This is a genomic window from Streptomyces argenteolus (genome assembly GCF_042902585.1).
GTDB lineage: Bacteria > Actinomycetota > Actinomycetes > Streptomycetales > Streptomycetaceae > Streptomyces > Streptomyces argenteolus.
Genome location: NZ_JBIBEG010000008.1, coordinates 68,393 through 90,558 on the forward strand (window position 1 = coordinate 68,393; position 22,166 = coordinate 90,558).

Below are 22,166 nucleotides of genomic sequence, written 5' to 3' on the forward strand. Positions count from 1 at the left end.
GACATGAAGCTTGATATGCTCAAGCAATGCTGTCCATGTAACGGCCCAAAGTTGACCATGTCAAATGATTGCGGGTGCGTGGCGGACAGAGGCCCGGGCCTCCGGAGCACGTACCGATCGAAGGATGACCGACCATGACGACGGAACCGGCACCCCGCGCCGTCCCTACTCCGGACGAACTGCTGGAACCCCTCGCGGTCGTGGTCCGCGGCCACCACGACGACCTCACGGCCGTCGCCGGCCGCCACGGTCTCAGCACCTCGCAGGCCAGGGCTCTGATCGCCCTCAACGAACCCATGCCCATGAGCGCGCTGGCCAGTCATCTGGTGTGCGACGCGTCCAACGCGACCGGTCTCATCGGCCGCATGGAGGCCCGCGGCCTGGTCACGCGTACCCCCGCGCCCGGCGACCGCCGCTCCAAGGTGGCCGCGCGCACCGCGGAAGGAACCGAGCTGGCGCACCGCATCCGTGCCGAGATGCGCGTGGTGCACGGCGCCCTGGAGGCTCTCACCCCCGAGGAGCGCACGGCTCTGCTGCCCCTGCTCGACCGGCTGGGGCGACTGCTGTCCTCATAGGACCGCGCGCCTCCTGGGCAGGGGGCCGCTCATGGGGGAGCTCTCATGGGGGAGCGCATGCCTCATGAGGGGCACCGGGGCCCCTCATGAGGAATAGGTCACGCCGTCGGCGGAGCCTGGTCCTCGGGGCCCGCCCCGCCCTCCCGGCGCTTGATCTCCTCCTCGCGGCGGCGCAGGTCCGCCTCCCAGTCCTGGAGGAGGGACTCGTCCTTCTTGTTCTCGTCCTTGAGCGACTTCAGGAAGTCCGGGTTGTCGTCGGGGGCCACCCAGGTGGTGCGGTGGCTGCGGTGCCACTCGGAAGGCGTACGGCCTCCGGCGGGCGGCGTGCGCATCTTGCCCGCGGCGAGCCAGACGATCGGGCCGACGATCCAGAACAACAGGATGATGAAGACCCAGGCCACCTTCGGCAGGTGCTTCGCCTCGTCCTCGGGGGTGTTCAGGCAGTCGATGAACGCGTAGATCGTCAGCGCCAGCGGCAGAAGGTAGATCAAGGCCCTGAGCATCGTGAAGGTCCCCCGCGATGAGATGGGGAGGCGCTGTCCCGCCCCCGGTGACGGGCCCAGGGTAGCCGGTGGCAGATACTGGACGTTATGGCTTACGACGATCTTCGATCCCTGCTCCGGGCTCTGGAGCGCGAGGGCGATCTCAAGCGCATCAAGGCCGAGGTCGACCCGTATCTGGAGGTCGGCGAGATCGTCGACCGGGTGAACAAGGCGGGCGGCCCCGCGCTGCTCTTCGAGAACGTCAAGGGGGCGTCCATGCCCCTCGCCATGAACGTCTTCGGGACGGACAGGCGGCTGCTCAAGGCGCTGGGGCTGAAGTCCTACTCCGAGATCAGCGACAAGATCGGCGGGCTCCTCAAGCCGGAGCTGCCGCAGGGTTTCGTCGGCATCCGGGAGGCGTTCGGGAAGCTGGGCGCGGTGACCCACCTGCCGCCGAAGAAGGTGAAGTCCGACAGCGCCCCGGTCCAGGAGGTCGTCCTGACCGGCGACGACGTGGACCTCGACCGGCTGCCCGCGCTCTTCACCTGGCCCGGGGACGGCGGCTCCTTCTTCAACCTGGGGCTCACCCACACCAAGGACCCGGAGACGGGCATCCGCAACCTCGGGCTCTACCGCCTCCAGCGCCACGACAAGCGCACCATCGGCATGCACTGGCAGATCCACAAGGACAGCCGCAACCACTACCAGGTCGCCGCCCGGCGCGGTGAGAAGCTGCCCGTGGCCATCGCCTTCGGGGCGCCGCCTGCGGTCACCTACGCCTCCACGGCGCCGCTGCCCGGGGACATCGACGAGTACCTCTTCGCCGGCTTCGTCCAGGGCAAGCGGATCGAGATGGTCGACTGCAAGACCGTCCCGCTCCAGGTCCCCGCCCAGGCCGAGGTCGTCATCGAGGGCTGGCTGGAGCCGGGCGAGATGCTGCCCGAGGGCCCCTTCGGCGACCACACCGGCTTCTACACCCCGCAGGAACCGTTCCCCGCGCTGAAGATCGACTGTGTGACGATGCGCAAGCGCCCGCTGCTCCAGTCGATCGTCGTGGGCCGGCCGCCCACGGAGGACGGCCCGCTGGGCCGTGCCACGGAGCGCTTCTTCCTGCCCCTGCTCAAGATCATCGTCCCGGACATCGTGGACTACCACCTGCCGGAGGCGGGCGGCTTCCACAACTGCGCGATCGTCTCGATCGACAAGAAGTACCCGAAGCACGCCCAGAAGGTCATGAGTGCCATCTGGGGGGCGCACATGATGTCGCTGACCAAGCTGATCGTGGTCGTGGACTCCGACTGTGACGTGCACGATCTGCACGAGGTCGCCTGGCGGGCGCTCGGCAACACCGACTACGCACGGGACCTGACGGTCGCCGAAGGACCGGTCGACCATCTCGACCACGCCTCCTACCAGCAGTTCTGGGGCGGCAAGGCGGGCATCGACGCGACGCGCAAGCTGCCCGAGGAGGGGTACACGCGGGACGGGGGCTGGCCGGAGATGGTCGAGTCCGACCCGGAGACGGCGGCGAAGGTCGACCGCCGGTGGAAGGAGTACGGCCTGTGAGTGCATCGGCCTCGGCGGCGGCGGTGCCGCAGCCGCGCGGGAAGTCCCGCGCGTTCCTGCGGCTGGTGATGATCGAGCACTCGGTCTTCGCGCTGCCCTTCGCCTACATCGCCGCGCTGACCGCGATGTTCCAGCTGGACGGGAACATCCACTGGGGCACGCTGCTGCTCGTGACCATCGCGATGGTCGGGCTGCGTACGTTCGCCATGGCCGCCAACCGGATCATCGACCGGGAGATCGACGCCCGTAACCCGCGCACGGCCGGCCGGGAGCTGGTGACGGGCGCGGTCTCCGTGAAGTCGGCGTGGACCGGTGCGATCGTCGCCCTCGTCTTCTTCCTCGGCGCCGCCGCGCTGCTCAACCCCCTGTGTCTGGCGCTGGCGCCGATCGCCGTCGTGCCGATGGTCGTCTACCCGTACGGCAAGCGGTTCACGAACTTCCCGCACGCGATCCTGGGCCTGGCCCAGGCCATCGGCCCGATCGGCGCCTGGCTGGCGGTGACCGGCAGCTGGTCGTGGGACGCGGTGATCCTGGGCGTGGCCGTCGGCGTCTGGATCGGCGGCTTCGACCTGATCTTCGCCTGCCAGGACGTACGGGCCGACCGGGCCCACGGCGTGCTCTCCTTCCCCGCGCGCTTCGGGATCCCCGCCGCGCTGTGGGGTGCGAGGGTCTGCCACGTGGTGACGACCGGGCTGCTGGTGTGGTTCGGCCTCGCCACGGACGCGGAGATCTTCTACTGGATCGGCATGGCGATCGTCGCCGTCGCCTTCGTGTACGAGCACCGGGTCGTGCGGCCCCACGACCTGTCGCGGCTGAACCGGGCCTTCTTCTCGGTCAACGGCTTCATCGGCATCGCGTTGTTCGCCTGCGCGCTTCTCGACCTGCTGGTGCGGGGCCTCACACCGTGACGGGGCCCGGGCGGCGGGGGCGGCGGAGGACGAACGCCGCCACCACCCCGCCCACGAGGCCGAAGAGATGGCCCTGCCAGCTGATGCCGGAGTCCGTCGGCAGCACGCCCCAGAGCAGCGAGCCGTAGACCGCGGCGACGCCCACGCCCACGAGGACGTCCAGCGGACGCCCGTCGACGAAGCCGCGGACCAGCAGATAGCCGAACAGACCGAAGACCACGCCGGACGCGCCCAGCGTGACGGTGTTCGGCGGTGCGGTGAGCCAGACCCCCAGCCCGGACGTCAGGATCACCACGAGGACCACGGCGGCGAATCTGCCCGCGCCGCCCAGCGCCGCGATGAAGCCGAGGACGAGCAGCGGGACGCTGTTGGAGGCCACGTGCTCCCACCCGCTGTGCAGGAAAGCCGAGGGCACGACGTCGGCCAGCTCGGCCGGCTCGCGCGGGCTGATGCCGTAGGTGTCCAGGGAGTGGCCCGTCGCCGTGTCGACGCCTTCCAGCACCCACAGCAGAGCTGTCCACGCGAGCATGACCGCGCCGGCTGTGACGGCCCGCGTGGTGGCGCTCGTGCGTGTGTCCCTCATGGTCACCCCCTGTCCTTCGCCGTTCCCTCATCCGTTGCAACGCCCGGAGGGCCTCGCCCGGTTCCTGCGCGGGGGTGCCGGATAGGCTCGGCGGTGTGAGAGCCGGGACTTCGATGAGTCAGCAGCAGCGCAGGCCTTGGATTGTCGGGGTGTCGGGCGCCTCGGGCACGCCCTTCGCGGCCTCGGTCCTGCGTGGGCTGCTCGCCGCGGGTGAGAGTGTCGATCTGGTCGTCAGCCGGGCCTCACGGCTCACGCTCCTGGACGAGACGGGCATCGCCTTCCGCGACGCCCACTGGCAGGAGGACCTCGGCCGCTGGCTGGCGCGGGGCGCCGACGGGAAGCCGGACACCTTCCGGCCGGACGTCGGCGAGGTGCGCCACTGGGCGGCCGGCGATCTGGCGGCGGGGCCGTCCTCGGGGTCGTACCCGGCGAAGGGGATGCTGATCGTCCCGGCGTCCACGGCCTGTGTGGCCGGGGTGGCGCTGGGTCTGTCGAAGGATCTGCTCCAGCGGGCCGCGAGCGTGACGCTCAAGGAGCGGCGGAAGCTGGTTGTGGCCGTGCGCGAGACCCCGCTCAGCGGCTCGACGCTGAAGCAGATGGTCGCGCTCGACGAGGCGGGCGCCGTGGTGCTGCCCGCCTCTCCGGCGTTCTACGCGGGGGCGACGCACATCCAGGATCTGGTGGACTTCGTCGCCGGGCGGGTGCTGGACGCGGCGGGGGTGCCGCACCAGCTGTACCGCAGGTGGGAAGGAGAGCTCGGTGGCGCTTCCCGGGACTGACCGGTGAGGTCAGCGCTTCTTCCGGCCCAGGCGGGGGGCGCGGGTCCGGTCGACGCGCTGGGCGGCGGCGGGCTGGTGGGCACGCGAGCGGTTGGCCAGGTCCTGCAGCTCGCGCATCCGGGCGTAGGCCATCTCGATCGAGTACACGGTGTCGTTCACTCCTGAAGATTCGAAAGCGTTTCTGGGGCGATGAGGAAGATTCGCAGGGCATAACCCCTGTTGTGCCTTAAATTCTACACGTAAACTCGCGGTACTGCTGAACAATGGAAGGTTTCAGTCATATGGACGCGGTGGACAGGCAGCTCATCCAGGCCCTCAGGGAGAACGGCAGGGCCTCGTATGCCGAGCTGGGACGGCTCGTCGGGCTTTCCGGGCCCAGCGTCACCGACCGGATCAACCGGCTGGAAACCGCCGGGGTCATCACCGGGTACCGCGCGACCGTCGACGCCGCCTCGCTGGGTCTCGGCGTCACGGCGCTGATCGGCATCTCGCTCTCGGACGCCGCCGACCACGAGGACGTCGCGCACCGGCTGAAGGAGCTCGCCGAGATCGAGGACTGCTGGTTCATCGCGGGCGACGACTCGTTCATGCTCAAGGTGCGCGTCGGTGACGTGGACGGCCTGGAGAAGACGATCCGCAGGCTGAGCGGCACCAAGGGCGTCTCCCGGACCCGTACGACGGTCGTGCTCTCCACCAAGTGGGAGAGCCGCGTCGGGGAGCTCCCCGAGGAGGTCTAGGTCCCCGTCCGGGTCGCGCGGACCCGCGCGATCCGGACGTGAAGGTCCTGGCCACGGCGGGGCGGACCAGGGTGCCACCGCCCGGGGGGCGGGGGAGTACGGTTGGCTGCCGGAGTCTGTTACGTAGATAGGGAGGCGCCCTGGTGGACGCGGGACTCAAGCGCGAGCTGGAGGAGAAGGTCCGGGCGGGCGAGCGGCTGACCCGCGAGGACGGGATCGCGCTCTACGAGTCCGACGACCTCGCCTGGCTCGGCGGGCTGGCCCACGAGGTGCGGACGAGGAAGAACGGCGACGTCGTCCACTTCAACGTCAACCGGCACCTCAACATGACCAACGTGTGCACCGCGTCCTGCGCGTACTGCTCGTTCCAGCGGAAGCCGGGCGAGAAGGACGCGTACACGATGCGCATCGAGGAAGCCGTCCGCCTCGCGAAGGCGATGCAGGGCGAGAACCTCACCGAGCTGCACATCGTCAACGGACTGCACCCCACGCTGCCCTGGCGCTACTACCCGCGCTCGCTCAGCGCGCTCAAGGAAGCCCTGCCGGAGGTGGCGCTCAAGGCGTTCACCGCCACGGAGATCCACCACTTCGAGACGATCTCGGGGCTCTCGGCCTCCGAGATCCTCGACGAGCTGATCGAGGCCGGTCTGGAGTCGCTGACCGGGGGCGGTGCGGAGATCTTCGACTGGGAGGTCCGCCAGCACATCGTCGACCACAACACCCATTGGGAGGACTGGTCGCGCATCCACCGCCTCGCGCACGAGAAGGGTCTCAAGACCCCGGCGACGATGCTGTACGGGCACATCGAGGAGCCCCGTCACCGCGTCGACCACGTGCTGCGGCTGCGCGAGATGCAGGACGAGACCGGTGGCTTCCAGGTCTTCATCCCGCTGCGCTACCAGCACGACTTCGTGGACATGAAGGACGGCAAGGTCCGTAACACCCTCCAGGCGCGGACCTCGATGGCGACCGGCGCGGAGGCCCTGAAGACCTTCGCGGTCTCGCGGCTGCTCTTCGACAACGTCCCGCACGTCAAGGTGTTCTGGGTGATGCACGGCGTGCAGACCGCGCAGCTCGCGCTCCAGCACGGCGCCGACGACATGGACGGCTCGGTCGTCGAGTACAAGATCACGCACGACGCCGACGACTACGGCACGCCGAACAAGCTCGGCCGCGAGGACCTGCTCGGGCTCATCCGTGACGCCGGCTTCCGGCCCGTCGAGCGCAACACGCGGTACGAGATCCTGCGCGAGTACCCGGGTCCGGACGCCGGTCGGCGCGAGACGCCCCAGCCCATGCGCGTCTGACCCCGTACGCCTGCCAGGAGCCCCGCGCCCGCCGAGGGCGGCGAGGCGCCCGCTGTCCGAAAGCCCCGGCCATCCGTCCCCAGGCCGGGGCTTTCTCGCGTGCTGGACGCCGTTTGGAACCCACCAGATGTAATGGTTAATCTTGCGAAATGGCGCTTACTTTTGAGGTGGACCCGGCGTTCGACCGGACCCTGCGGGACGAGATCACCACGCTCTGGACCGATGTCAGCAACGCCGGCGGGGCCGTCGGTTTCGTACCGCCGGTGACGGCCGACGAGGTGCGGCCTGAGCTGGTCAGGCACCTGGCGGGGATGGTCGAGGGCCGCACCCGTCTGGTCGTCGGACGGGACGAGGACGGCACCGTGGCGGCCACCGCCTTCCTGACCCACAACACCCACCGGCTGATGCGGCACTGGATCGGCGCCTACACGGTCATGGTCCACCCCCGCCACCAGGGCAAGGGCTACGGGCGCGAACTGATGGCGGCCACCGCCGACGCCGCCCGCGCCATCGAGGGCATCGACGCCATCCGCCTCACCTGCCGCGGCGGCACGGGCGCCGACCGCTTCTACGCCTCCTGCGGTTACAAGGAGGTGGGCCGGGTGCCCGACGCCATCCGGGTCGCCGAGGACGACTACCGCGACGACATCATCATGCTGCTCCCGCTCATGCGGTAGAGCGCGTGCGGGTGGGGGCGGCGCCCCGGCGGGAGTGCCCGGGCGAGAGCTTCGGGACAACCCTGCGAACTGATCGAATTCGGGGCATGCTTCACTGGTCGGGCAGGATTCCAGACTGCACGACACCGCAGGAACGTCGGACGTAGAGAGAAGGCCAGCCGTGTCCGCTGCCAAGCCGAGCGCAACGATCCGGTACACCGCGATGCGCCTGCTGATTTTCGTCGGCTGCTTCTTCGTCGCCGGTGTGGCGGTCCACTTCGGTGTGCTGCCCTCGGGGGTGGGCGGTTCCAACGCCGTCTGGGTCATCCTCCTCGGCCTGCTGCTGTCCGCGCCGCTCAGCTTCGTCCTGCTGCGCAAGCAGCGCGACGAGATGTCCGAGCAGCTGATCTCCACGGTCGACCGGACCAAGGCCCGGCTCGAGTCGAACCGCACGCGCGAGGACAGTGTCACCAGGTGAGCGCCGCGTAAGCTTCCTCACACCCGAACCCGTACGCGCAGAACCCCGGTACCGGAGCAGCCGCTCCCGCACCGGGGTTCCGGCGTTTCCGGGGTCCCTGACGTCCGGATCGCCCGGACGGCGAACCGGACGATCGAGAAGCAGGACTTTGAGGTTCTCAAAGTTTCAGTGTTAACGTGTTCGACATGATTGCAGCAGTGCGCACCCACCACGCCTCGGGCGTCCCGCTCGTGGTGCGCCTGCACGTCGATCTCTGCCGCTGTATGTCCGCGGTCTGTTGCCGCAACGTCTGAACCGGCATCATGCAGCGGCGCCGCCTCTGACGCGGGCGCCGCACCCCCGTCCCCCCTGTTCGACCGCACGACCGTACGGCTGACCCCGTACGTCCCGATGCGTCCCGTCTGGAGTGTGTCCGTGTCCGCGAATTCCGCGCCCCCCGCCGAGACCGAGGCGGGCAAGCCGTCCGGTTCCGGTTTCCGTATACCGAGCGTCCCGTTCTGGATCCAGATCGTCGCCGGTCTGGTCCTCGGTGTGCTGCTCGGCTGGCTCACCCGCAGTTACGAGATCGACTGGCTGTACACCACGCTCGACCAGATCGGCCACATCTTCGTCCAGCTGCTGAAGCTGGCCGTCGCGCCGCTCGTGTTCTTCGCGATCCTGGTCTCGATCACCAACCTGCGCAAGGTCAACAACGCCGCCAGGCTGGCCACCCGCACGCTGCTCTGGTTCATGATCACGTCGCTGATCGCGGTCGCCATCGGCCTCGCGATCGGCCTGGTCACCAACCCGGGCTCCGGCACCGGCCTCACCCCGAAGGACGGCAGCAAGCCCGAGAGCGCGGGCTCCTGGCTCGACTTCCTCACCGGCATCATCCCCACGGACGTCATCACGCCCTTCACCGAGCTGAACGTCCTGCAGATCGTCTTCATGGCCGCCGTCGCCGGCATCGCCGCGCTCCAGCTCGGCGACAAGGCCAAGCCGATCCTCACCCTCAGCGAGTCGATCCTGGAGCTCCTCCAGAAGGCCCTGTGGTGGGTCATCCGCCTCGCCCCGCTCGGCACCGTCGGCCTCATCGGCTACGCGATCGCCGACTACGGCTGGGACCTGATCGGCAAGTACGCGACGTTCACCGCGGACGTCTACATCGGGTGCGCCCTGGTGCTGTTCGGCGTCTACCCGCTGCTGCTCGCCACGGTCGCCAAGGTCAGCCCGCTCCAGTTCTTCAAGGGCGCCTGGCCCGCGATCCAGCTGGCCTTCGTCTCCCGCTCCTCGGTCGGCACCATGCCGGTCACCCAGAAGGTCACCGAGCGCCTCGGCGTCCCGAAGGAGTACGCCTCCTTCGCCGTCCCGTTCGGCGCCACGACCAAGATGGACGGCTGCGCCGCGATCTACCCGGCGCTGGCGGCGATCTTCATCGCGCAGATCTTCGACGTCCAGCTGGGCATCGGTGACTACATCCTGATCGCGTTCGTCTCGGTGATCGGCTCGGCGGCCACCGCCGGTCTCACCGGCGCCACGGTCATGCTGACCCTCACCCTGTCGACGCTGGGCCTCCCGCTGGAGGGCGTGGGTCTGCTGCTCGCCATCGACCCGATCCTGGACATGATGCGGACCGCCACGAACGTGGCCGGTCAGGCGCTGGTCCCGGTCATCGTCGCGGCGCGCGAGAAGATCCTCGACCACGACGCGTACAACTCGGCCTCGGCCTCCCCGGTCGACGAGCCCGAGGTGGACGAGCCCGAGGTGGAGGACGCGCGCCCGTCGGGCGTGCCCGTCACCGCCTAGCGTCACCCGCGCCGTGCGTGGAGAGCGCCCCCGGACCCCGGTCCGGGGGCGCTCCCGTGTGTCGCGGCCGGTCAGGGGTTCTGGAAGACGACCTCGGGGTTGTGCGCCGTGGGCCCGTCCAGGAGCGGCTGTTCCCGGCCTCGCAGGGTCAGGTCGAGGAAGGCCGCCACGTAGTCCCGGGTGATCCGTGTGGAGCGGGTGGCGGAGAGCGGCGCGGTGGGATCGGGGAGCCCCAGCTGCTCGGCCAGGGCGGGCAGGTCGGTGAAGGTGAAGTGCCCCGCGCCCTCGACGGTCAGCCAGCGCTTCCAGCCGTCCAGGTGCTGCCAGCCCTCGTCCCAGGACGTGTCGGCGCTGCTGGGGTGGTGGTCCGCATCGGTGCCGAGCATCAGGAACGGGCGGCCGTCGAGGCCCGACGGCGGGATCGGCTCGAAGAAGGTGCCGTCCAGGTCGGCCCCGGCGTCGACGCGGGGATCCGTGAGCATCGTGGAGGCCGCGGCGCTGCCGCCGACGGAGTGACCGACGGCGGCGACCCGGCGCCGGTCGATCATGCGGGAGTGGTCCCAGGCAGGGTGGGGGCCGGTCAGCCGGTCGAGCACGAAGGACAGGTCGGCGGCCCGCCCGGTGGAGACGGTCCTCAGCACCTCCCGCTCGGCCTCCTCGTCCGGCGCCGCCTCGGCGACGTCGCAGGCCGCGCAGGTGAGGACCCGCCCGCCGGGGAAGGCGGTACCGGTGGACTCGTAGGCGTGGTCGACGCTCGCCACGACGTAGCCGCGGCTCGCCAGGTCCTCGGCGAGCGAGGTGAGGGTGGCGCGGGGCGTGTTGAAGCCGGGGGAGAGCAGGACCAGGGGGAACCGGCCCCGGGCGGGGAGGGCGTCCGTGCGGGCATGGGTGACGGTGGAACTGACGACGCCGGCGGGCACGATGCCGTCCAGTCCTCGCTCCGCCAGCAGCAGCCTGGCCTCCTCGGTGCTCATGTAGGGGGCCGGCGCACCCGCGCCGCCGGACCGGGCGGGGTGGTGCAGCGACACCATCAGCTCCCGGGCCCCGGCTTCGGGAACCCAGGGATCGGTGCGGCTGTGGTCCGTGAGGTGCAGGACCTCGGTGCCGACGGCGTACGGGCCGGCCGGGCCGGGCAGCGTGAGCGCGGCGGCGGCAGGAGAGGCCTGCGCAGGGGTGGACAGGGCTTGGGCGGTGGCGACGGGTGTGGTCAGCAGGAGCGTGACCGCGAGGGCGGCGACTGCCGTGCGTCCGCGGGGTCTCATCGTCATGCCGGGAACGCTAGGCGGTGGGGCCGGACGGAGGCATCGGGCCGCGGGGGGATCCCGTGGGCTACCGGAGGTGTACGCGGGACTACGCCGGAGGTACCCGGGCGACTGTCGGCCACTGTGGCCGGACCGCGGTCCGTCCGTACGGCGGCGGGCAGGCCCGCGCCGTACTCTTACCGAGGAGTGGCGCAGTGGGGGCGGGAGGGACGTCTGACGTGAGTGCAGTGAAGAGCAAACGGATGCCGCGCGCGGTGCGTGAGCAGCAGATGATGGACGCGGCCGTGCGGACCTTCGCGCAGCGCGGGTACCGGGCCGCCTCCATGGACGAGATCGCGGAACTGGCCGGGGTCTCCAAGCCCTTGGTCTATCTGTATCTGAACTCCAAGGAGGAGCTCTTCACCGCCTGCATCCGCCGCGAGTCGAAAGCGCTGGTGGAAGCCGTGCAGTCGGCCGTGGAGCCGGGGATTCCCGCCGACCGGCAACTCTGGTCGGGGCTGCGGGCCTTCTTCACGCACACCGCGGAGAATCCGGACGGCTGGGCGGTGCTGCACCAGCAGGCGAGCTCGCACGGGGAGCCGTTCGTCAGCGAGGTCGGGGCGCTGCGCAAGGAGATCGTTGCGTTCGTGACGGGTCTGATCGGGGCGGCGGCGCGGGAGGCGCACCATGATCCCGCGCTGCCCGACCGGGATGTGGCGGGGCTCGCGCAGGCGCTGGTGGGGGCTGCGGAGGCCCTCGCGGGCTGGGCGAACGTCACCCCCGGCGTCTCGGCCAAGGAGGCCGCCACCACGCTGATGAACTTCTCCTGGGCGGGTCTGGAGAACCTCATGCACGGGCGTGGCTGGCAGCCCCGCGAGGACTGAGCCTCAGTCCTCCTCGTCCACTTGCCCGGTGAGGTGCGTACGGCCGGCGCCGCGCAGCTGGAAGGCGGTGCCGTCGGTGGCGTAGGTGACGGTGGAGGGCAGCAGGACGGGCGCCCTGAAGTCGGCCCGTACGCTCCGGATCCGGCCCTGGGCCCCGGAGCCGCTTCGTCCCTCGTGCTCCGCCAGGCAGCGGGCGAGGGTCCACATGCCGTGCGCGATGTGCCGGGGGAAGCCGAACAGCTTCGCCGTCGCGGGGTGGAGGTGGATGGGGTTGCGGTCGCCCGAGGCGGCGCCGTAACGCCTGCCGAGGTCGGCCGGCAGCCGCCACTCGGCCACGGCCGGCAGCTCCGGCAGGGGGGTGGAGGACCGCGCCGGGGAGTCCGCGGAGGTCGCGTGCCGCGACAGATAGCCGCTGCGGGACTCCCAGACGAGCGCGTCCGCCAGCCGTGCCTCGGTCACGACCGTGACCTCGGTGCCACGCCGGTGGGGCCGCAACCCGGCGGCGTACACCGTGAGTTCGAGCTCGTCCGTCACGCGCTGCGCCCGGTGCGAGGTGATGTCGATCCAGGTGTGGACCAGCCCCAGCACCGGCAGCGGGAAGTCACGGGCCGTCATCAGCCGCATGGCGAGCGGGAAGCCCAGCACGTGCGGGTAGGTGAGCGGCAGCACGTCCGACGCGGCGAAGCCGCAGATCCCGCCGTACGCGGCGAGGCGAGCGGGAGCGACGCGGGAGGCGGGCAGGACCTCGCGGCGGGCGGGCAGCGTGGCGCCGGTACGCCCGGCCCGCTTGAACGGCGAGGTGAGGGCTCCGCGGACGAGGGTCATGCCGAGTCCGGTCATGGCTCAGGCCCCCAGCAGGCTCTGGCCGCAGACCCGTACGATCTGGCCGTTGACGGCGCCGGACGCGGGCTGGGCGAACCAGGCGGTGGTCTCGGCCACGTCGACCGGGAGGCCGCCCTGTGCGAGCGAGTTCATCCTGCGGCCCGCCTCCCGGATGAGGAGGGGCACGGCGGCCGTCATCTTCGTCTCGATGAAGCCGGGGGCCACGGCGTTGACGGTGACGTCGTGCTCGGCGGCGGCGCGCGGGGCCAGGGACCGGACCAGGCCGATGATGCCCGCCTTGCTGGCCGCGTAGTTGGTCTGGCCGTTGTTGCCCGCGATCCCGGCGATGGAGGCGGTGGCGACGATCCGGCCGCCCCGGTTCACCGTGCCCGTCTTCAGCAGGGCGTCCGTCGTGCGCAGGACACTGTCCAGGTTGACGTCGATGACGGAGGCCCAGCGGTCGGCCGGCATGTTGGCCAGCCGGCGGTCGCGGGTGATGCCCGCGTTGTGGACGAGGACGTCCAGGCCGCCGGGGACGGCGGCGGCGATCAGGTCGGCCGCGTCGGGTGCGGTGATGTCCAGCGGGAGGGCGGTGGCACCCAGGCGGTCGGCGGTGCGCACGAGTTCCTCCTGGGCCTGCGGTACGTCCAGGCAGATCACCCGGGCGCCGTCCCGGGCGAGGACGGAGGCGACGGACGCTCCGATGCCGCGTGCCGCGCCGGTCACCAGGGCCGTGCGTCCGGACAGCGGGGCCGCCCAGTCGGCCACGTCGCCGGGGGCGTCGGCGGTGAGCTCGATGACCTGGCCGCTGATGTACGCGGAGCGGGGGGACAGCAGGAAGCGGAGGGTGGATTCCGCCGAGGCCGCGTCCGCCCCCGGGGCGAGCCGCAGCAACTGGGCGGTCGAGCCCCTGCCGATCTCCTTGCCGAGGGAGCGTACGAATCCCTCCAGTGCCTGCTGGGCCGCCGCCTGGTGGTGGTCGTCGGGGGAGGGCGTGGTGCCGAGCACGACGACCCGGCCGCCGGCGGCCAGGGAGCGTACGACGGGGTGCAGTGCGCCGTGTACGTCCGCGAGCCCGGCGGCCGTCGTGACGCCGGTGGCGTCCAGGACGACGGCCGCCGGCCGGTCGGCCTGCCCGGCGGCCTTCAGGCCGGTCGCGGCGAGTACGGGTCCGAGGGCGCCGGGGACGGCCGAGGTGCCCGCGGTGAGGTGCAGCAACGGCCCGGTGAGTGAGGGGGTCTCCAGGGTCCAGCGGCGCAGCGGGGCCGGCTGCGGCAGGCCGAGCCTGCGGGTCAGGAAGCGGCCGGGCGCCGTGGCGGTGAAGTGCAGATAGCGGTCGGCCATTGTCTGGACTCCTGCTCGGTCGTAGATTTACTCCGGAGTAAGGTTACTCAAGGGTCAGGACTTGTCGAGATGAGTTGGTCGAGTTGATTCCCCTCGCACTCCCCCAGCCGCGCCGTGTCGCGGTCGTCGGTGGCAGTCGCATCCCGTTCGCCCGCTCCGACGGCCCCTACGCGCAGGCCTCCAACCAGCAGATGCTGACCGCCGCGCTGGACGGCCTCGTCGAGCGCTTCGGCCTGCGGGGCCGGCAGGTCGGCGAGTTCGTCGCCGGGGCCGTCCTCAAGCACAGCCGCGACTTCAACCTGGCCCGCGAGACGGTGCTCGGCTCCGCCCTCGATCCGCGTACCCCCGCCTACGACATCCAGCAGGCGTGCGGCACCGGTCTGCAGGCCGTCGTCGCCGCGGCCAACAAGATCGCCCTCGGTGCGGTCGACTCGGCGATCGCGGGCGGAGCGGACACCACGAGCGACGCGCCCCTCGGGGTCAACGACCGGCTGCGCAGGATCCTGCTGGAGGCGCGCCGCGCCCGGTCGGCGGGTGCCCGGCTCAAGGCGCTGGCGGCCGTCCGGCCCAGCCATCTCGTCCCGGACATCCCGCGCAACGCCGAGCCTCGCACCGGGCTTTCGATGGGTGAGCACGCGGCGATCACCGCCCGGAAGTGGGGGGTGACCCGCGAGGAGCAGGACCTGCTGGCCGCCACCAGCCACCAGCGGCTCGCCGCGGCGTACGACCGGGGCTTCCTGGACGACCTCGTCGTGCCCTACCTCGGCCTGGAGCGTGACCAGAATCTGCGTCCCGGCTCCACGGTGGAGAAACTGGCCACGCTGAAGCCGGTGTTCGGCGCCGGCCACCCCGACGCGACGATGACGGCGGGCAATTCGACCCCGCTCACCGACGGCGCGGCCACCGTCCTGCTGGCGAGCGAGGAGTGGGCCGCGGCGCACGGGCTGGAGCCGCTGGCCTTCCTGTCGCTGTACGAGACGGCCGCGGTGGACTACGTGGACGGTGAGGACGGGCTCCTGATGGCGCCCGCCCACGCGGTGCCGCGCATGCTGGAGCGGGCCGGTCTGGGCATCGAGGACTTCGACCTCTTCGAGATCCACGAGGCGTTCGCCTCCCAGGTGCTCGCCACCCTGGCCGCCTGGGAGAAGCAGGGGCTCGCCGCCGTCGACAGGGACAAGCTGAACGTGGCCGGTTCCTCCCTCGCCACCGGGCACCCCTTCGCCGCGACGGGCGCCCGTATCGTGGCGACGCTGGCCGCGCTCCTGGCGGAGCGGGACGGGCCCGGCCGGGGTCTGATCTCGGTCTGCGCCGCGGGCGGCCAGGGAGTCACCGCCATCCTGGAGCGCCCCTGACCCTCCGCGACGACGCCAGCAGGACCCGCCCACCCGTACGTGAACGACCCCACGCATCCAGCAGCCGCACCGGTGCCGGCCCCAGGGACGGGACCGCCGCCGGACCCCATGCCGAGGAGCCGCTCGTGTCCACGCCCGCCCCCGCCGCCGTAACCGCCGCGCCCGCCGTTCCCGTCCTCGTCGAGCCGACCAAGGTCAGAGCGGCGGACGGCACCGTACGGGAGGTCTCCGTGCCGCCGCTCGCACCGGTCGTGCGGCGCGGCTCGCTCGCCGAGATCCCCTTCGACAACGCCCGGGAGGCCCCCGCCGAGGCGGTCCTCAGCCGTAAGCAGGCGGACGGCGGCTGGACGGACATGACGGCGGCGGAGTTCGCCGCTGATGTGCACGCCGTCGCCAAGGGCCTGATAGCGGAAGGGCTCCAGGCCGGGGACCGGATCGCGATCATGGCCCGCACCACCTACGAGTGGACGCTGCTCGACTTCGCCGCCTGGGCTGCGGGGCTGGTCACCGTGCCCGTCTACCCCACCTCGTCGGCCTTCCAGACGCGCTGGATCCTCCAGGACTCCGGAGCCGTCGCGTGCGCCGTGGAGTCGAAGGAGCAGGGCCGGCTGGTCAGCCAGGAGCGCCAGCAGCTCGGGGACCTCACGCATCTGTGGCAGTTCGACACGGGCGCCATGGGGCGGCTGAAGGCGCTCGGGAAGGACGTACCCGACGAGGCCGTCGCCGCCCGGCGGGCCGCCCTGGAACCCGACAGCCCTGCCACCCTCATCTACACCTCGGGTACCACGGGCCGTCCCAAGGGCTGTGTCCTGACCCACGGGAACTTCTTCGCCGAGGTGGACAACGCCATCGAACTGCTCCACCCGGTCTTCAGGTCGGTGTCGAAGTACCCGGCGTCCACCCTCCTGTTCCTCCCCCTCTCCCACGTCTTCGGCCGGATGGTCGCGATCGGCTGCCTGCGGGCCCGGGTGCGGCTGGGGCACGCGCCCTCCATCCAGACCGAGGACCTGCTCGCGGACCTGGCGGGCTTCCGGCCGTCGTTCCTGCTGGCCATCCCGTACGTCCTGGAGAAGGTCTACAACACCGGCCGGGCCACCGCCGAGAAGATGGGCCGCGCCTCCTCCTTCGACCGCGCGGCCCGCATCGCGCAGCGGTACGGGGAGGCGGTGGAGGCCGCCGAGCACGGCACGGGCCCGGGCCCCGGTATCGGGCTGCGCGCCGCCCGTGCCCTGTACGACCCGCTGGTCTACCGCCGCATCCGCGCCGCCCTGGGCGGGCACGTCCGGTACGCCATCTGCGGTGGCTCCCCCCTGGGACGGCGGCTCGCCGCGTTCTACGCGGGGGCGGGCATCCAGATCTTCGAGGGCTACGGCCTGACGGAGACCACGGCGGCGGCCACGGTCACCCCGCCGCTCAAACCGCGCCTCGGCACGGTGGGCTGGCCCTTGCCCGGCACCGCCGTACGGATCGCGGACGACGGGGAGGTCCTGCTCAGCGGCGGCCAGGTGTTCCGGGGGTACTGGGACACCGAGCGCGGCGAGGCCGCCCCGTACCTGGACGGCGAGTGGTTCCCGACGGGCGACGTGGGCGCCCTGGACGAGGACGGCTACCTCACCATCACCGGCCGCAAGAAGGACATCATCATCACGTCCGGCGGCAAGAACGTCACCCCGGCCCCGCTGGAGGACTGGCTGCGCGCCCATCCCCTGGTGAGCCAGTGCATGGTGGTCGGCGACAACCGCTCGTTCATCAGCGCCCTGATCACCCTGGAGCCGGACGGCCTGGCCCACTGGCGCCGGATGCGGAAGAAGGAGGGCATCCCCCTGCGCGAGCTCGTCCACGACGAGGAACTCCGCTCGGCGCTCCAGCGCGCGGTCGACGAGGCGAACCGGCTGGTCTCGCGTGCCGAGTCCATTCGCACGTTCGCGGTCCTGCCGCAGGACTTCACCGAGCAGAGCGGCCATCTCACCCCGTCGCTGAAGCTCAAGCGCGACGCGATCGCGCGGGACTTCGCCGCGGAGATCGAGGAGCTGTACCGCAAGTAGGCCGCCCGTCCGGCCCGGGAGGCCTTGCTCCGTACGCACGGGGGCCCGGTGCCCCCTGCGTGCGGAGCGCGGGGGGGGCCGAGGACCTGGAAGTACCCGGCGGGAAATTTTTGAACCGCCACAAAACGGGCAGGGCTGCGATTCCCGTACGCCGTCACGGTCCCCGCGGAGGCGTTGATTGCAATGCTCTGTTCATCTCAAGCCTTTGATCTGTTGGCTCAAGTGGCTTAGCGCTGTGGACGGTCAAGGGTGAGACGTCGGAGTCTCATCCTCCGGATGTGGAAATCGCAGCGCATACCGTCCTCTCCATGACTCAGCTGGACGCGCGGCCACAGGCCGGAGACACGGTAAGGGCGAGCGCCCCTGCCGAGGGTGGCGTACGCGAGAAGGGCCTGGGCGGGAATTCCGTCGGGCTCATGGGCAGCGCCGTCCTCGGCATCTCGACCGTCGCCCCCGTGTACTGCCTGACCTCCACGCTCGGCTCCACCGCCGGCGAGGTCGGTGTGCGGATGCCCGCCGTCTTCCTGGCCGGCTTCCTCCCGATGCTGCTGGTCGCCTTCGCCTACCGCGAGCTCAACAAGGCGGTGCCGGACTGCGGCACCTCCTTCACCTGGACGGTGAAGGCCTTCGGGCCGCGCCTGGGGTGGATGTGCGGCTGGGGTCTGGTCATCGCGACGATCATCGTCCTGTCCAACCTCGCGGGGGTCGCCACCTCGTACTTCTGGCTGCTGGCCGGCGAGATCTCCGGCAGCGGGTCGGTCGCGGCGCTGGACGACAGCAAGCCGGTCCACATCCTCACCTGCCTCCTCCTGATCGCCGTGGCTACGGCGATCAGCTACCGGGGGATGACGGCCACCAAGGGCATCCAGTACACCCTCGTGGCCCTCCAGCTCGTCGTCCTCGCCGTCTTCGTGGTGATGGCCGTGCAGAAGGCGGGCAGCGGTGACTTCGCCGCGACGTCGACGGACTTCTCCTGGTCCTGGCTGAATCCGTTCGCGGTCCAGTCCTTCGCCGCCTTCACGGCGGGCCTGTCCCTCTCGATCTTCATGTTCTGGGGCTGGGACACCTGCCTGACCGCCAACGAGGAGACCACCGGAGCCGAGAAGACGCCCGGCCGCGCCGCTCTCATCGCGATGGTCGTCCTGGTCGGCTCCTACCTCGCCACCGGCATCGCGGCCCAGATGGCCGTCGGCGCGGGCGACACCGGGCTCGGCCTCGCCAACCCGGACACCTCCGACAACGTCTTCGCCGCCCTCGCCGGTCCGGTCATGGGTCCCGGCCTGGGCATCCTGCTCTTCCTCGCGGTGCTGGCCTCGGCCGCCGCGAGCCTCCAGACCACCTTCATCCCGGTGGCGCGCACGGTGCTGGCGATGGCGGCGTACGAAGCGCTGCCCGCCTCCTACGCCCGGGTCCACCCCCGCTTCCGCACCCCCGGGAAGGCCACCGTCGTGGCGGGCGTCGCGACCGGGGTGTTCTACACGGTGATGACCCTCGTCAGCGAGCACGTCCTGGTGGACACCATCTACGCGCTGGGCCTGATGATCTGCTTCTACTACGCGCTGACCGCCTTCGCCTGCGCCTGGTACTTCCGCGGCGAGCTGACCCGCTCCCTCCGGGACCTCGTTTTCAAGGGCCTCTGCCCCGTCGCCGGCGGCATCCTGCTCACGGCGGTCTTCGGCAAGACGCTGTACGACATGTGGGACCCGGCGTACGGCTCCGGTTCCTCGGTCCTCGGCGTCGGCTCCGTCTTCGTCATCGGCGTCGGGCTGCTGCTGCTCGGCGTGGTGCTGATGGAGGCCATGCGGCGCCGCAGCCCGGCGTTCTTCCGCGGCGAGGTGCTGACGAAGGAGACCCCGGCCCTCGTGGTGAGCGACTGAGCGGGTCAGCCGGCGCGCCGGCAGCCCAGCGCCTCGACCCGGTCCCCGGGGACGCGAAGCTGGCCGAACCGGAATCAGGGTCCGCGGGAGGGGACTCGTGGGCGCGGGTGAGCGCATACCGTGGTGCCGTCACGGACGACGACGGAGGTGCCTCGCATGCGGATCGCCACAACGATCTTCCTCACCGACGAGACGATCAGGCCGGTACGGCTCGCCCGGGAACTGGAGCAGCGGGGGTTCGACGGGCTGTACCTGCCCGAGCACACCCACATCCCGGTGAGCCGCCGGACGCCCTACCCGGCGGGCGGCGAGCTGCCGGCCGAATACGGCCGCACCCTCGACCCCTTCGTCGCGCTGGGGCAGGCAGCGGCCGTCACCGAACGGCTGGCGCTCGGCACCGGCATCACGCTCATCGCCCAGCACGACCCCATCGACCTGGCCAAGCAGGCCGCCACGCTCGACCACCTCTCGGGCGGCCGTCTCACCCTCGGCATCGGCTTCGGCTGGAACGTCGAGGAGGCCGCCGACCACGGGGTGCAGTGGTCGACCCGGCGTGCGCTCGGCAGTGACCGGCTGGCCCTGATGCGGGCGCTGTGGGCCGAGGAACCGACGGCGTACGAAGGCGAGTTCGGCTCGGTCCAGGCCAGCCACGCCTACCCCAAGCCGGTGCGGAAGCCGCGCGGTCCGGTGAGCGGTCCGCGCACCCTGATCGGGGGGGCGGCGGGCCCCAGGCTCTTCGCGCAGATCGCCCGGGAGGCGGACGGCTGGCTGCCGATCGGCGGGCGCGGCCTGTCGGAGTCCGTGCCGAAGCTGCGCGCGGCCTGGGAGGAGGCGGGGCGCGACCCGGAGCAGCTCCAGGTGGTGCCGTACGCCGTGATGCCCTCGCCGGGCAAGCTGGCGTACTTCGCGGATCTGGGCGTCGAGGAGGTCGTCCTCCAGCTGCCCCCGGCGGGGGACGCCGAGGTGCTGCGGGCGCTGGACGCCTTCGCGGCGTACCTGTGAGGAACCCGTGAACGAGAACGGGTCAGGGTGATCTTCCGGTGGAACCGGCGACGCTAAAATCGCATCTATCACCTCCGGACATCGATGGTGCGGCCCGTGGGCGTGTGTGCCCGGCTGCCTGGGAGCGGGAGCACGATGAACAGGCCGTTGCGGCACATAGCCATCTTCTGTGGGCTCTTGATGCTGGCTCTGCTGATCAGGACGAACTGGATCCAGTTCGCCAAGAGCGAGGAGCTGGCCACCCACGAGCACAACCGCCGCGTCAAGATCACCCAGTTCGCCACGCCACGGGGCGACATCATCGTGGACGGCAAGGCGATCACCGGGTCGAAGGAGGTCGAGGGGACCGACTTCAAGTACCAGCGCACCTTCAAGCAGGGCGCGATGTACGCCCCCGTCACCGGCTACGCCTCGCAGGCGCAGGGCATGTCCCTCCTGGAGAAGACGTACGACCCCATCCTCAGCGGCCAGGACGAGCGTTTCGCCTTCCGGCACGCCAAGGACATCCTCACCGGTGAGGAGCGGCGCGGGGGCGATGTGATCACCACCATCGACTCGAAGGCGCAGGAGGCGGCCTACAAGGGCCTGACCGACCTCGACGCACGGGGCGCGGTCGTCGCGCTCGACCCGGCGACCGGCAAGGTCCTCGCCCTGGTCTCGACCCCCTCGTACGACCCCTCGGTGTTCGCCGGCAACTCCTTCAAGGAGGGCGACAAGTTCCAGAGCCTGGTGGACGCGAAGAGCAAGCCGCTGGCCAACCGGCCCCTGCGGGAGACCTTCCCGCCGGGTTCCACCTTCAAGATCCTGACGGCCGCCGCCGCCCTGGAGCACGGCGTCGTCACGGACGTCGACGCGCCGAGCAAGGCGACCTCCCCGTACAAGCTGCCGCTGTCGTCGAGCACGATCAGCAGCGAGGCGGGCGACGCGACGTGCAGCAAGGCGTCGATGAAGACGGCCATGCAGTACTCCTGCAACAACGTCTTCCTGGACGCCGCCCTGCAGGTGGGGGACGAGGGGATGCGCGAGACCGCCGAGAAGTTCGGCTTCAACGCGGACGTCTACTCCGAGTCCTTCGGCGACATGCTCGCCACCAAGAGCCTCTACCCGGCCGAGCTGGACAAGCCGGGCACCGCCCTCACCGGCATGGGTCAGGGCAGCCTCACGAGCACCCCGATGCAGATGGCGATGGTCACGGCGGCCCTCGCCAACGACGGAAAGCTGATGCAGCCGTACATCGTCGACGAACTGCGCGGCCCGGACCTGTCCACCCTGGAGAAGCACGAGCCCGAGCTGAAGAGCCAGGCCGTCTCCGCGGAGACCGCCCAGAAGGTCCAGGAGATGATGGAGTTCACCGCCAAGGAGGGCAGTGCGCAGCGCGCGCTGATCGACGGTGTGACGGTGGGCGGCAAGACGGGTACGGCGCAGCGCGGGAACGACGTCACGAAGGAAGTCCCGTACGGCTGGTTCGTCTCGTACGGCAAGAAGTCCGACGGGCAGTCGGTGGCGGTCGCCGTCTTCATCGACCCGACGGCGATGGACATCTCGCGCTCGGACATCTCGGGCGGTGGCCTCGGTGGCCCCATCGCGAAGAAGGTGATGGAGGCGGTGCTGCTCCGGAAGTAGGGCGGCGCCCCTGCTCACGGCAGCCCTCGGCCCAGGCGCCGAAACCCTGTGCGGCCCCCGTCCGGTACCCCGGGCGGGGGCCGCTGCCGTTCGGCGGGCCGGGCGGTGGGTTCCACCGGT

Annotated in this window: 21 protein-coding genes; 15 read left to right on the top strand and 6 right to left on the bottom strand. The window is 70.9% G+C overall.

The features are described 5' to 3' along the window. Positions 1-134 precede the first annotated feature (134 nt). Positions 135-575 (top strand): MarR family winged helix-turn-helix transcriptional regulator, encoded by a 441-nt coding sequence (locus tag ACFY8O_RS25810; protein WP_387906237.1) that lies wholly within the window; start codon positions 135-137, stop codon positions 573-575. A 98-nt stretch (positions 576-673) separates the two neighbouring features. Here ACFY8O_RS25810 and ACFY8O_RS25815 read toward each other — a convergent pair whose 3' ends face one another. Beyond that, a complete protein-coding gene (locus ACFY8O_RS25815; RefSeq protein ID WP_387906239.1) occupies positions 674-1,078 on the bottom strand; it encodes a PLD nuclease N-terminal domain-containing protein in 405 nt (134 codons plus the stop codon). 87 nt (positions 1,079-1,165) lie between these two features. On the opposite strand from ACFY8O_RS25815, the gene ACFY8O_RS25820 reads away from it, so the two are divergent. Both ACFY8O_RS25820 and mqnP read left to right on the top strand, forming a co-directional pair. Then, entirely contained in the window at positions 1,166-2,623 is a 1,458-nt protein-coding gene (locus tag ACFY8O_RS25820) for a menaquinone biosynthesis decarboxylase (RefSeq protein ID WP_145809282.1), read from the top strand. Beyond that, on the top strand, positions 2,620-3,531 hold the full coding sequence (mqnP, locus tag ACFY8O_RS25825; protein WP_387906242.1) for a menaquinone biosynthesis prenyltransferase MqnP: 912 nt from the start codon (positions 2,620-2,622) through the stop codon (positions 3,529-3,531). Before ACFY8O_RS25820 ends, mqnP begins: the two co-directional genes overlap by 4 nt. Here the strand turns inward: mqnP and ACFY8O_RS25830 are convergent. Continuing rightward, positions 3,521-4,114 carry a rhomboid family intramembrane serine protease gene (locus ACFY8O_RS25830; protein WP_387906245.1) on the bottom strand — a complete coding sequence of 198 codons (594 nt, stop codon included), beginning with the start codon at positions 4,112-4,114 and terminating at the stop codon, positions 3,521-3,523. The genes mqnP and ACFY8O_RS25830 overlap by 11 nt on opposite strands. A gap of 113 nt (positions 4,115-4,227) precedes the next feature. On the opposite strand from ACFY8O_RS25830, the gene ACFY8O_RS25835 reads away from it, so the two are divergent. Then, a complete protein-coding gene (locus tag ACFY8O_RS25835) occupies positions 4,228-4,893 on the top strand; it encodes a UbiX family flavin prenyltransferase (protein ID WP_387906670.1) in 666 nt (221 codons plus the stop codon). Between the two features lie 9 nt (positions 4,894-4,902). Here ACFY8O_RS25835 and ACFY8O_RS25840 read toward each other — a convergent pair whose 3' ends face one another. Beyond that, positions 4,903-5,052 carry a hypothetical protein gene (locus ACFY8O_RS25840; RefSeq protein ID WP_387906248.1) on the bottom strand — a complete coding sequence of 50 codons (150 nt, stop codon included), beginning with the start codon at positions 5,050-5,052 and terminating at the stop codon, positions 4,903-4,905. 122 nt (positions 5,053-5,174) lie between these two features. Here ACFY8O_RS25840 and ACFY8O_RS25845 point away from each other — a divergent pair, with 122 nt between their 5' ends. The 5 genes from ACFY8O_RS25845 to ACFY8O_RS25865 all read left to right on the top strand — a co-directional run bounded on the left by ACFY8O_RS25845 (position 5,175) and on the right by ACFY8O_RS25865 (position 9,856). Next, complete coding sequence (locus ACFY8O_RS25845; RefSeq protein ID WP_145809279.1) at positions 5,175-5,630, top strand: Lrp/AsnC family transcriptional regulator; 456 nt, start codon at positions 5,175-5,177, stop codon at positions 5,628-5,630. Positions 5,631-5,773: 143 nt separating this feature from the next. Then, entirely contained in the window at positions 5,774-6,937 is a 1,164-nt protein-coding gene (gene mqnE, locus ACFY8O_RS25850; RefSeq protein ID WP_387906252.1) for an aminofutalosine synthase MqnE, read from the top strand. Between the two features lie 149 nt (positions 6,938-7,086). Further along, positions 7,087-7,614, top strand: coding sequence for a GNAT family N-acetyltransferase (locus tag ACFY8O_RS25855; RefSeq protein ID WP_387906254.1), 528 nt, complete (start codon positions 7,087-7,089; stop codon positions 7,612-7,614). A 160-nt stretch (positions 7,615-7,774) separates the two neighbouring features. Beyond that, positions 7,775-8,071 (top strand): DUF4229 domain-containing protein, encoded by a 297-nt coding sequence (locus tag ACFY8O_RS25860; RefSeq protein ID WP_145809276.1) that lies wholly within the window; start codon positions 7,775-7,777, stop codon positions 8,069-8,071. A gap of 390 nt (positions 8,072-8,461) precedes the next feature. Then, entirely contained in the window at positions 8,462-9,856 is a 1,395-nt protein-coding gene (locus ACFY8O_RS25865; protein ID WP_387906258.1) for a dicarboxylate/amino acid:cation symporter, read from the top strand. A 71-nt stretch (positions 9,857-9,927) separates the two neighbouring features. On the opposite strand, the gene ACFY8O_RS25870 is transcribed toward ACFY8O_RS25865, so the two are convergent. Further along, complete coding sequence (locus tag ACFY8O_RS25870; RefSeq protein WP_387906672.1) at positions 9,928-11,118, bottom strand: alpha/beta hydrolase family protein; 1,191 nt, start codon at positions 11,116-11,118, stop codon at positions 9,928-9,930. 242 nt (positions 11,119-11,360) lie between these two features. On the opposite strand from ACFY8O_RS25870, the gene ACFY8O_RS25875 reads away from it, so the two are divergent. Then, positions 11,361-11,981, top strand: coding sequence for a TetR/AcrR family transcriptional regulator (locus ACFY8O_RS25875; RefSeq protein WP_145809389.1), 621 nt, complete (start codon positions 11,361-11,363; stop codon positions 11,979-11,981). Positions 11,982-11,984: 3 nt separating this feature from the next. On the opposite strand, the gene ACFY8O_RS25880 is transcribed toward ACFY8O_RS25875, so the two are convergent. Then, a complete protein-coding gene (locus tag ACFY8O_RS25880; protein WP_387906260.1) occupies positions 11,985-12,821 on the bottom strand; it encodes a MaoC family dehydratase in 837 nt (278 codons plus the stop codon). A 3-nt stretch (positions 12,822-12,824) separates the two neighbouring features. After that, complete coding sequence (locus ACFY8O_RS25885; RefSeq protein WP_145809270.1) at positions 12,825-14,147, bottom strand: 3-oxoacyl-ACP reductase; 1,323 nt, start codon at positions 14,145-14,147, stop codon at positions 12,825-12,827. 74 nt (positions 14,148-14,221) lie between these two features. On the opposite strand from ACFY8O_RS25885, the gene ACFY8O_RS25890 reads away from it, so the two are divergent. From ACFY8O_RS25890 to ACFY8O_RS25910, 5 genes are all read left to right on the top strand, one after another. After that, entirely contained in the window at positions 14,222-15,499 is a 1,278-nt protein-coding gene (locus tag ACFY8O_RS25890) for an acetyl-CoA C-acetyltransferase (protein WP_145809268.1), read from the top strand. Between the two features lie 125 nt (positions 15,500-15,624). Continuing rightward, a complete protein-coding gene (locus tag ACFY8O_RS25895; RefSeq protein WP_387906262.1) occupies positions 15,625-17,544 on the top strand; it encodes an AMP-dependent synthetase/ligase in 1,920 nt (639 codons plus the stop codon). Positions 17,545-17,852: 308 nt separating this feature from the next. Then, on the top strand, positions 17,853-19,421 hold the full coding sequence (locus tag ACFY8O_RS25900; protein ID WP_387906265.1) for an APC family permease: 1,569 nt from the start codon (positions 17,853-17,855) through the stop codon (positions 19,419-19,421). Positions 19,422-19,577: 156 nt separating this feature from the next. Then, positions 19,578-20,423: an LLM class F420-dependent oxidoreductase gene (locus tag ACFY8O_RS25905; protein ID WP_145809262.1), complete on the top strand. Its 846-nt coding sequence runs from the start codon at positions 19,578-19,580 to the stop codon at positions 20,421-20,423. A gap of 135 nt (positions 20,424-20,558) precedes the next feature. Beyond that, complete coding sequence (locus ACFY8O_RS25910; RefSeq protein ID WP_145809260.1) at positions 20,559-22,046, top strand: peptidoglycan D,D-transpeptidase FtsI family protein; 1,488 nt, start codon at positions 20,559-20,561, stop codon at positions 22,044-22,046. Positions 22,047-22,166 lie beyond the last annotated feature (120 nt).